The organism is Polaromonas sp., assembly GCF_018780625.1.
In the GTDB taxonomy this organism is placed as follows: Bacteria; Pseudomonadota; Gammaproteobacteria; order Burkholderiales; family Burkholderiaceae_C; genus Polaromonas.
Map to the genome: position 1 here is coordinate 1 of NZ_JADMJK010000169.1, position 8,939 is coordinate 8,939.

The following is an 8,939-nucleotide window of genomic DNA, read 5'->3' on the forward strand; positions in this document are numbered from 1 at the left end:
TGCACCAGCAGCAGCAGGCCTTCGCGCTGCATCGCTTCCAGGGTCTTGTAGGTTTTGCGCAGGTCGGTCACGCCCGCGTCGCTGTTGGTGGTGGCGCCAGCCGGGTAGAGCTTGGCCGCCACCACGCCGGCGTCCTTGGCCCGCTTGATCTCGTCGGCGGCCAGGTTGTCGGTCAGGTACAGCGTCATCAGCGGCTCGAAGGCCATGCCCTCGGGCACGGCCGCCTGAATGCGGGCGCGGTAAGCCAGTGCCAGCGCGGCAGTGGTCACCGGCGGGCGCAAATTGGGCATGATGATGGCCCGGCCAAACTGCGCCGCCGTATGCGGCACCACCGTTTGCAGGGCCTCGCCGTCGCGCACATGCAGATGCCAGTCGTCGGGGCGGGTGATGGTGAGGGTAGTGGCTGAAGTCATGGGCTGAATTGTCGCACTGGCGGCGCGGCTCCGTGCCAGACTTCGCGTCACCCGGCGCTGGACAATGCCCTCAGGAACGCCTTGCCAGCAACTGGGACGCGAGTTGCGTCAAGGCGTCGCTGTAGACGTTTTGCGGCAATGCTTGCAAGGCGTCCAGGGCACGCCGCGCTTCCACGGCGGCAGCGTCCCGCGTGGCCTGCAATGCGCCCGTCTGGTGAACGATTGCAATGATCTGCGCCATCTGCTCCGTTCCACCGCTTTCAATCGCGTGCCGGATCAGCGCGCACTCCTGTTCCGTCCCGCGCTGCATCGCAATGATCAGGGGCAGCGTCGCCTTGCCTTCGCGCAGGTCATCACCCAGATTTTTGCCCATTTCAGAAACGTCGCCATCGTAGTCCAGCACGTCGTCAATGACCTGAAATGCGGTGCCCAGCGCCTGCCCGTAGTCGGCACAATGCTGCTCAACAGCCGGTGACGACTGCGCCAGCACGGCCGCCAGCCGGGCACTGGCCTCAAACAGCTTGGCCGTCTTGGACCGGATCACGCGCAGATAGCCGGCTTCGTCGAGCGAAGCGTCGTGCGTGTTCATCAGTTGCTGCACTTCGCCCTCGGCAATCACGTTGGTCGCTTCGGAGAGGATTTCCATGATGCGCATATCCCCTGCATCCACCATCATCTGAAAGGCCCGTGAATGCAGGAAATCGCCTACCAGCACGCTGGCGGGGTTGCCAAAACTTTCGTTGGCGGTGGCGCGGCCGCGGCGCAGCGTGGACTCGTCCACGACGTCGTCATGCAGCAAGGTCGCAGTGTGAATAAACTCCACCACAGCGGCCAGGTTGAAGCGTTGCGCGCCACGATAGCCCAGCGCGCCGCACATCAGCAGCAAGAGCGATGGCCGCAGCCGTTTGCCGCCTGCGGCAATGATGTACTGCGACACCTGGCTGACCAGCGCCACTTCGGATTGCAGGCGACGGTGAATCACCGCGTCCACTTCGCGCATGTCATCGGCAATCAGGGCAAGGGCTGCAGCGGTATTTGAAGAATTGGCAGACAAGAGACAGTCCAGACGTTAAGTTTGACCTGATTATAGAAAGCACTTACACCCGCCCCACACCAGGCCAGGACAGGCATGGCGAATCAGCCGCAGGCGGGGAACTTGCCGCTTTTCAAGCCCCGTGCTAGAATACTTGGCTCTGTGGGAATCCGTCCGCAGAACTCAATTTACGAGGTCTCACATGTACGCGGTCATAAAAACCGGCGGCAAACAATACAAAGTTGCTGCTGGAGAAAAAATTAAAGTAGAACAGATCACTGCGGACGTAGGCCAAGAGATCGTTATTGACCAGGTATTGGCTGTCGGCGAAGGCAGTTCAATCAAGGTTGGTACGCCCTTGGTTTCCGGCGCAACTGTTACGGTCACTGTCGTGTCTCACGGCAGGCACGACAAAATTCGCATTTTCAAAATGCGTCGTCGCAAGCACTATCAGAAGCGCCAGGGTCACCGGCAGAACTTCACTGAACTGCTTATCGGCGCTATCGCCGGTTAATCAGTAAAGTACCAGGAGTAACGAAAAATGGCACAGAAAAAAGGCGGCGGCTCTACGCGAAACGGGCGTGATTCACAGCCCAAAATGCTGGGCGTCAAGAAATTTGGCGGCGAAGTGATCAACGCAGGCAGCATCATCGTGCGCCAGCGCGGCACCAAGTTCCATCCAGGCGTCAATGTCGGCATCGGCAAAGACCACACCCTGTTTGCACTGGTTGATGGCTCGGTATCCTTTGCCATCAAGGGCGCGCTGAACAAGCACACCGTCAACGTGACCCCGGCGTAAGCCGATCACTTCGATGGCATCGAAGCCCCGACCTGTCGGGGCTTTTTTGTTTGTAAACTGCCCCCAAGTAACCCTTCCCTACGCACTCTCCACTCCATCATGAAATTTGTTGACGAAGCTTATATTGACATTGCCGCAGGCGATGGCGGGAGCGGTTGCGTCTCGTTCAGCCACGAAAAATACAAAGAATTCGGTGGCCCGAACGGGGGCGATGGGGGGCGCGGCGGCCATGTGTATGCCGTTGCGGACATCAACCTCAATACCTTGGTGGACTTCCGTTTCTCGCGCCGCCACGAGGCGCGCAACGGCCAGCACGGCATGGGCTCTGACATGTTTGGCGCCAAGGGCGACGACGTCATCCTGAAAATGCCGGTCGGCACCATCCTGACCGATGCGGAAACCGGCGAAGTTCTTTTTGAACTGCTGGTGCCTGGTGAGCAAATTTTGATCGCCAAAGGAGGCGATGGCGGTTTTGGCAATCTGCGCTTCAAAAGCTCGACCAACCGCGCGCCGCGCAGCAAGACACCAGGCTGGCCCGGCGACCGAAAAAGCCTGAAGCTTGAACTGAAAGTGCTTGCCGATGTGGGTCTGCTCGGCATGCCCAATGCCGGAAAGTCCACCTTTATCTCGGCCGTGTCCAATGCACGGCCACGCATTGCCGACTATCCGTTCACCACCTTGCACCCCAACCTGGGCGTGGTGCGGGTCGGCCCGGAGCAAAGCTTCGTGGTGGCGGACTTGCCAGGTCTCATTGAAGGCGCGTCGGAAGGTGCGGGTTTGGGGCATTTGTTTTTGCGGCACCTGCAGCGCACCCGGCTTTTGCTGCACATTGTGGATTTGGCGCCCTTTGATGAAAACGTCGATCCGGTCGCACAGGCCAAGGCGATTGTGGGCGAACTCAAAAAATACGACGATGCGCTTTCCAAAAAGCCGCGCTGGCTGGTATTGAACAAGCTCGACATGGTCGACGCCGATCACCGGGCCGCTGTCGTCAAGGACTTTGTCAAGCGCTTCAAGTTCAAAGGCCCTGTTTTTGAGATTTCTGCCCTGACGCGTGAAGGCTGCGAGCAACTCGTGAAAACGATTTATCAGCACGTCAAGGAAGTCCAGAAAAGCGAGCAACCCGAGGAAGAAATCGATCCCCGGTTTGTCGAACTGCCGCCTGAGCCGCAATAACTTCTGGTTTCCGGCTGACTCTCTGGCGGGCGCAAGGGGGCGCTTGCTATAAAAACAATAGCCTCTTGTGCCCGTACACAAAGGGCTAAAGGGCTAAAGCCTTAAAGTACAAAAATGCAAGTTCTTGCAGGTTCACCTGTTCTGCGCAACGCCAAGCGCATTGTGGTCAAAGTGGGCTCCAGCCTTGTGACTGACGAAGGCCGCGGTCTTGATGCAGTCGCCATCGGCCAATGGTGCGAACAGCTGGCCACCCTGGTCAAAAACGGCTACGAAGTCATCATGGTGAGCAGCGGCGCCATCGCCGAGGGCATGAAGCGACTGGGCTGGACCGCCCGCCCCAAAGCCATCCATGAGTTGCAGGCCGCCGCCGCAGTGGGCCAGATGGGCCTGGTCCAGGTCTATGAAACCCAACTGCGCAAAAATGGCGTTGGCAGTGCGCAGGTGCTGCTCACACATGCCGACCTGGCCGACCGTGAGCGCTACCTCAATGCCCGCTCCACCCTGTTGGCCTTGCTGCAGTTGGGCGTGGTACCGGTCATCAATGAAAACGACACCGTCGTCAACGACGAAATCAAGTTTGGCGACAACGATACCCTGGGGGCCTTGGTGGCCAACCTGGTCGAAGCGGATGCGCTGGTCATCCTGACCGACCAGAAAGGCTTGTACACCGCCGATCCGCGCAAGGACCCTGCTGCGCAATTTGTGCATGAAGCCCAAGCCGGCGATGCCGCCCTGGAAGCCATGGCGGGCGGTGCAGGTTCCAGCATTGGCAAGGGCGGCATGATCACCAAGATCCTGGCAGCAAAGCGTGCAGCAGGCTCAGGCGCGTCCACCGTCATCGCTTGGGGTCGCGAGCCGCAAGTCCTGATCCGGCTGACGCAGGGCGAAGCGATTGGGACGCTGCTGGTGGCGCAAACTCAGAAAATGCAGGCCCGCAAGCAATGGATGGCAGACCATCTGCAACTGCGCGGCGCCGTCACAGTGGATGCAGGCGCAGCCAGCAAGGTGCGCAACGAAGGCAAGAGCCTGCTACCGATTGGCATGACTGCGGTGCAAGGCGATTTTTCACGCGGCGACGTGATTGCCGTCCGGGATCCTGATGGCGCAGAAATTGCACGGGGCCTGGCCAACTACTCAAGCGCGGAAGCCGCTCTTATTTGCCGAAAGGCATCATCGGAATTCGAAAAATTGCTGGGTTACACGGGAGAGCCGGAAATGGTTCACCGCACAAACCTGGTCCTCAGCCGGTAAAATGTCATGGATGCTGTGCATTGTGTTGCGTTATGCATTGCATCCAGAAAAACTACAGCTTGAATGGCTTAGTTCTGGCCCTGTAGCCGGCTAATGATTTCCGGCACCGAAGACGGGGGTGCAGCGTTTTCGCAGGCCCCGGCCTTGGCGAATTGCAGCGCATGCCTTGACGCGGCGCCGCTAAAAAGAGAGCGCCACTCAGCATTGGCAACCGCACGCCACTGCCCATCCGGTGTATAGCGTGCATACGTCTTGAATTCTGCGGTGGCACAGCGTATGCCCTCGTACATGACGTTTGTTGCGCCACTGGCACTGGTTGCGACCATCACGTAGCGCACCACGCCGTCGCTGCTGGAAATACGAAGTGCCGCCGGATCGACACCATAGACCAGAGAGGCGTTGGGGGACACGTCAAACGTGATCAGCTTGCCGACATCAAAGGCGGGCGGCGGTGGCACTTCAATTTCTTTCCAATCCGGGTTGTCCACTGCCCGCTGAGCCCATGCCGTACCCGTCAGGCCGATCAAAAGCGCACCAAGAATCACAAAGGTCTGTTTTGGTGTCACGTTTTCGGGGTCCCGGGATCAGCGCCAAAGCTGGTTTGTGGATCAGGTTCAAAGGTCGCGCCAGGTGGTAACTCAAACATGAAGCCAAATCCTGGCACAGCAACGCGCTGGGGATCCTGCGCAAGGCCCGAACCGACTTCACCGGCCAGGCTCACCGACTGATCACGCTGGTGCATGCCAGCACGCAAGTAGCGGTTGCGATGATCGGGGCGGGAATCGAACCGGAAATCACAGCGCGGCACGAAGCGCGACAGTTCCGTGAGCGCCATTTCATAGACGCCCCGCTTGAACTCCACCACGACATCGAGCGGCACCCAGTAGTCGTTCCAGCGCCAGGCATCGAACTCTGGATGATCTGTGGCGCGCAGGTTCAGATCCCAGTCGTGTCCGACCAGTTGCAGCAGGAACCAGATTTGCTTCTGGCCTTTGTAATGTCCGCGCGCATCGCGGCGGATGAACCGGTCAGGCACCTCATAGCGCAACCAGTCTCGGGTACGGGCAAGCACCTGAACGTGCTGCGGGTGTAGTCCGACCTCCTCATGCAACTCGCGAAACATGGCCTGCTCGGGATTTTCGCCCCGGTCAATGCCACCCTGCGGAAACTGCCATGAGTGGGTACGGATACGTTTGCCCCAAAATACCTGACTTCTCTGGTTGAGCAAGATGATGCCGACGTTGGGCCGAAAGCCGTCCCGGTCAAGCATAATCAAACCTCAAATTTTTAAACTGCGTCCATTATGCACAGCGAAGGCCCCGGCGCCAAGCACAGCGCACGGCACCAGCCCCAAAACCACCCCAAAGCCCAGAAAAATAGCCCATGAAAGCCTCCCAGTTCTTCATTTCCACCCTGAAAGAAGCCCCTGCGGACGCGGAAGTTGTGAGCCATCAGCTCATGACCCGCGCGGGCCTGATTAAAAAACTGGGCGCCGGCATTTACAACTACATGCCCATGGGCCTGCGCGTGATCCGTAAAGTCGAGGCCATTGTTCGCGAGGAAATGAACCGCGCCGGCGCCATCGAAATGAGCATGCCGGTGATCCAGCCGGCTGAGCTCTGGCAGGAAACCGGCCGGTTTGAAGCCATGGGACCCGAGATGCTGCGCATCAAGGATCGCCATGGCCGCGATTTCGTGATCCAGCCCACCAGCGAAGAGGTCATTACCGATGTGATGCGCCAGGACATCAGGAGCTACAAGCAGCTGCCCAAAAACCTGTACCAGATCCAGACCAAGTTCCGCGACGAGCGCCGTCCGCGCTTCGGCCTGATGCGGGGTCGTGAATTCATCATGAAAGACGCCTACAGCTTTGACCGCGACCAGGCAGCAGCCAAGGCCAGCTATCAAAACATGGCGCAGGCCTACCGGCGGATTTTTGACCGCTTCGGACTGACCTACCGGGCCGTGGCCGCCGACAGCGGCGCCATTGGCGGCGACTTGAGCGAAGAGTTCCAGGTGATTGCTGCGACGGGCGAAGACGCCATCGTCTACTGCCCCACCAGCGACTATGCGGCCAATATGGAAAAGGCCGAAGCGCTGGCGCCTGCGGGCCCACGCCAGTCTGCGTCGCAGGCCATGGCCAAAACGCCCACCCCCGGCAAGGCGACCTGCGCCGAGGTCGCAGAGTTGCTCGGCATTGCGCTCGACACCACCGTCAAGTCACTGGTCTTGGCCACTGACCAGACCAACGAAGCCGGCGAAGTCATCAAGACGCAGGTCTGGCTGCTGTTGCTGCGTGGCGACCACAGCATGAACGAGGTCAAGGTCGGCAAGGTGCCTGGACTGGCAAGCTTCCGGTTTGCCAGCCTGGCCGAGATCGACGAGCACTTCGGCTGCGAGCCCGGCTACCTGGGACCCCTCAAGCTCAAGAAGCCGGTCAAGCTCGTCGTGGACCGCGAAGTCGCGGTTTTGGCCGATTGGATCTGCGGCGCCAACGAAGCTGACTTTCACATCACCGGGGTCAACTGGGGCCGCGACCTGCCAGAGCCCGACCTGATCGCCGACATCCGCAACGTGGTCGCAGGCGACCCCTCCCCCGACGGCAAGGGCGTACTGGCCATCGAGCGCGGCATTGAGGTCGGCCATGTTTTCTACCTCGGCACCAAATACAGCCAGGCCATGAACGCAACGTTCCTTGGTGAAAATGGCAAGCCGCAATTCCTGGAAATGGGCTGCTACGGCATAGGCATCACCCGGTTGCCGGCAGCCGCCATTGAGCAAAACCACGACGAGCGCGGCATCATCTGGCCCGACGCGATTGCGCCGTTTACCGTGGTACTGTGCCCGATCAGCCCTGACCGCTTCCCCGACGTCCAGGCGGCCGCTGACAAGCTCTACAAGGAACTTCTCGCCGCTGGTGTGGATGTGATTCTGGACGACCGCAACGAGCGGCCTGGCGCCATGTTTGCCGATTGGGAGTTAATAGGCGTGCCGCACCGCGTGACCATCGGAGACCGCGGGCTCAAAGAAGGCCAGCTCGAATACCAGCACCGCCGGGACACTGCAGCCAGCAAGATTGATGCGGCCGGCGCTTTGGACTTCCTCAAGGAAAAACTGGCGCTGTGAGGACTGTTTGACCGCCCCGGACAACCCTTCAAGAAGAAAGTGCCTGCTGCGCATAGCGAGTGCGGGAACACCGCTACTTTTTTCAGAGCAGGCAAGCGCTGGCTCGCAGCTTGAAGAGCCGCTCATGGACTCTGTGCGCACGGCACTGAATGCTGCCATTGCCAATCGTGCGCCGCCGGTACCAGAATTCAGGAACATTGAAAGCCGGCTGGTGTACCTGCGCTGGCTGGGGGCCATGGGCGACCGGCTCAAAAAGAAAAAGCCGGAGTGGCAGATACGCAAGGAATTTCTTCAAACCGTCTGGTATGAAGCCAAGCGTGCCGGACTGGATGTGACGCTGGTGCTGGGCCTGATTCAGGTCGAGAGTAACTTCCGCAAGTTTGCCGTGAGCCATGTAGGCGCGCGCGGCTATATGCAGGTCATGCCCTTCTGGACGCGGGTGATTGGCGATGGTGACGCTGGCCAGCTATTCCAGATGCAGACCAACCTGCGCTTTGGCTGTGTGATTCTGCGCCACTACCTGGACCGGGAAAAAGGCGACTTGTTTCTGGGGCTGGGCCGCTACAACGGATCGCGCGGCAAGGCGCCCTACCCCAACGCGGTACTGGGCGCCAGCAAGCAGTGGGAATTTAGCGGCTAGCGTGCCGTTTCAAGTCGCTGGGGACTCACACGACAGCGTGCGTGGCGCCAGAAAATTCGCGTTCCCGGGCAAACCAGTCCAGAACCGGAACGGTGCCTGGCAAGACAGGCTGCACCGTGACCGGCAAAGCCTGCCAGGCAAACGACTGACCTTCGTGCATCTGCAACTCGCCGGTCCAGTCAAATACCTTGCAGAAATTGAGGCGGACCAAGGCGTGCGGGTAATCGACCATTTCGACCTTCCAAGGGTGGACTGCACCGATGGTGACGCCGATTTCTTCCTGAAGCTCGCGGCGCAGCGCCTGCTCCACGCTCTCGCCGAGCTCCAGCTTGCCGCCCGGAAACTCCCAGTAGCCTTCATAGACCTTGCCGCAAGGGCGAGACGTGAGCAGAAACTGGCCATCAGCCTGAATCAGCACGCCGACCGCCACGTCTACCACCTGGCGGTCGGCGCCGCCCTGGCGGGGCAGCCCGGCGTCGGCGACCAAGACACTCATACCAG

The 8,939-nt window shown here is 59.9% G+C and carries 11 protein-coding genes; 6 read left to right on the forward strand and 5 right to left on the reverse strand.

Translation table 11 applies throughout. The features are described from left to right. Together IV091_RS13475 and IV091_RS13480 are read right to left on the reverse strand one after the other, a co-directional pair. The coding region (locus tag IV091_RS13475) for an amidohydrolase family protein (protein WP_293469561.1) at positions 1 to 413 on the reverse strand (413 nt) is incomplete at its 3' end. A 70-nt stretch (positions 414 to 483) separates the two neighbouring features. Further along, positions 484 to 1,467: a polyprenyl synthetase family protein gene (locus IV091_RS13480; RefSeq protein ID WP_293469563.1), complete on the reverse strand. Its 984-nt coding sequence runs from the start codon at positions 1,465 to 1,467 to the stop codon at positions 484 to 486. 181 nt (positions 1,468 to 1,648) lie between these two features. Here IV091_RS13480 and rplU point away from each other — a divergent pair, with 181 nt between their 5' ends. The 4 genes from rplU (at position 1,649) to proB (ending at position 4,672) form a co-directional block, all read left to right on the forward strand. Next, the gene (gene rplU, locus IV091_RS13485; protein ID WP_293469565.1) at positions 1,649 to 1,960 is read left to right on the forward strand and encodes a 50S ribosomal protein L21; all 312 of its coding nucleotides are present in this window, start codon (positions 1,649 to 1,651) and stop codon (positions 1,958 to 1,960) included. A gap of 27 nt (positions 1,961 to 1,987) precedes the next feature. Beyond that, positions 1,988 to 2,245 (forward strand): 50S ribosomal protein L27, encoded by a 258-nt coding sequence (rpmA, locus tag IV091_RS13490; RefSeq protein WP_091998773.1) that lies wholly within the window; start codon positions 1,988 to 1,990, stop codon positions 2,243 to 2,245. Positions 2,246 to 2,344: 99 nt separating this feature from the next. After that, positions 2,345 to 3,421, forward strand: coding sequence for an Obg family GTPase CgtA (gene cgtA / locus IV091_RS13495; protein WP_293469569.1), 1,077 nt, complete (start codon positions 2,345 to 2,347; stop codon positions 3,419 to 3,421). A gap of 114 nt (positions 3,422 to 3,535) precedes the next feature. Then, a complete protein-coding gene (gene proB, locus IV091_RS13500; RefSeq protein ID WP_293469571.1) occupies positions 3,536 to 4,672 on the forward strand; it encodes a glutamate 5-kinase in 1,137 nt (378 codons plus the stop codon). A gap of 68 nt (positions 4,673 to 4,740) precedes the next feature. Here the strand turns inward: proB and IV091_RS13505 are convergent, their stop codons facing one another. Beyond that, complete coding sequence (locus IV091_RS13505) at positions 4,741 to 5,217, reverse strand: CNP1-like family protein (protein ID WP_293469573.1); 477 nt, start codon at positions 5,215 to 5,217, stop codon at positions 4,741 to 4,743. A 17-nt stretch (positions 5,218 to 5,234) separates the two neighbouring features. After that, complete coding sequence (locus tag IV091_RS13510) at positions 5,235 to 5,942, reverse strand: RNA pyrophosphohydrolase (RefSeq protein WP_293469575.1); 708 nt, start codon at positions 5,940 to 5,942, stop codon at positions 5,235 to 5,237. A 113-nt stretch (positions 5,943 to 6,055) separates the two neighbouring features. On the opposite strand from IV091_RS13510, the gene IV091_RS13515 reads away from it, so the two are divergent. Further along, positions 6,056 to 7,798 (forward strand): proline--tRNA ligase, encoded by a 1,743-nt coding sequence (locus IV091_RS13515; protein ID WP_293469577.1) that lies wholly within the window; start codon positions 6,056 to 6,058, stop codon positions 7,796 to 7,798. Between the two features lie 43 nt (positions 7,799 to 7,841). Then, positions 7,842 to 8,438: a lytic transglycosylase domain-containing protein gene (locus IV091_RS13520; protein WP_293469579.1), complete on the forward strand. Its 597-nt coding sequence runs from the start codon at positions 7,842 to 7,844 to the stop codon at positions 8,436 to 8,438. A gap of 25 nt (positions 8,439 to 8,463) precedes the next feature. On the opposite strand, the gene IV091_RS13525 is transcribed toward IV091_RS13520, so the two are convergent. Next, positions 8,464 to 8,934, reverse strand: coding sequence for an NUDIX domain-containing protein (locus tag IV091_RS13525; RefSeq protein ID WP_293469581.1), 471 nt, complete (start codon positions 8,932 to 8,934; stop codon positions 8,464 to 8,466). Positions 8,935 to 8,939 lie beyond the last annotated feature (5 nt).